Below are 1,189 nucleotides of genomic sequence, written 5' to 3'. Positions count from 1 at the left end.
AATGGCGAAGAGCAAGTTTGAACGAACAAAACCGCATGTTAATATTGGTACGATTGGTCACGTTGATCATGGGAAGACCTCGTTGACAGCAGCGATTACGAAATATTTTGGTGAATTTAAAGCTTATGACCAAATTGACGCTGCGCCAGAGGAACGTGCACGTGGAATTACTATTTCTACAGCACATGTTGAGTATGAAACGGAAAATCGTCACTATGCGCACGTTGATTGTCCAGGACACGCTGATTATGTGAAAAACATGATCACAGGGGCAGCACAGATGGATGGTGCTATTTTGGTTGTTTCAGCAGCGGATGGCCCAATGCCTCAGACACGTGAGCATATTTTGCTTGCACGTCAGGTTGGTGTCCCAGCAATTGTTGTTTTTCTTAATAAAGTTGATCAGGTTGATGATGCAGAACTTTTGGAGCTTGTAGAGCTTGAAGTTCGGGAACTTTTATCCAAATATGATTTCCCAGGCGATGATATACCAATTGTTAAGGGTTCTGCGTTGGCAGCTCTTGAGGATAAGGATAAAAGCATTGGTGAAGATGCTGTTCGTCTTTTAATGAGTGAAGTTGATAATTATATTCCAACCCCTGAGCGTCCTGTTGATCAACCATTTTTGATGCCGATAGAGGATGTGTTTTCGATTTCGGGTCGTGGAACCGTTGTTACGGGTCGTGTTGAGCGTGGTGTTATCAAAGTTGGAGAGGAAATCGAGATTATCGGTATTCGTCCAACTTCTAAGACGACGGTTACAGGCGTTGAAATGTTCCGCAAGCTTTTGGATCAAGGTCAAGCGGGTGATAATATAGGAGCTCTGCTACGTGGTGTTGACCGTGAAGGGATTGAGCGTGGTCAAGTATTGGCGAAGCCAGGATCCGTTACACCTCATACACGGTTTAAAGCAGAAGCTTACATTTTGACAAAAGATGAAGGTGGACGTCATACGCCATTTTTCACGAATTATCGTCCACAATTTTACTTCCGTACGACGGATGTTACAGGTATTGTTACGCTTCCAGAAGGTACAGAAATGGTTATGCCCGGTGATAATGTTGCCATGGATGTTTCGTTGATCGTTCCAATAGCGATGGAGGAAAAACTTCGTTTTGCTATTCGTGAAGGTGGTCGTACTGTTGGTGCCGGTATCGTCTCTAAGATCATTGAATAAATAATGCTTGTT

General features: G+C 43.6%; 1 protein-coding gene. It reads left to right on the top strand.

Annotated elements, in window-relative coordinates; genetic code table 11:
* Position 1 precedes the first annotated feature (1 nt).
* Positions 2-1,177, top strand: a complete 1,176-nt coding sequence (tuf, locus tag ACFIML_RS09105) for an elongation factor Tu (RefSeq protein ID WP_012755022.1) — start codon at positions 2-4, stop codon at positions 1,175-1,177.
* Positions 1,178-1,189 lie beyond the last annotated feature (12 nt).

It is taken from the genome of Bartonella sp. AC62GZZY (assembly GCF_042196525.1).
Lineage (GTDB): Bacteria > Pseudomonadota > Alphaproteobacteria > Rhizobiales > Rhizobiaceae > Bartonella.
The sequence above is the reverse complement of the archived record's forward strand: the minus strand, read 5'-3'. Positions and strand labels throughout refer to the sequence as shown.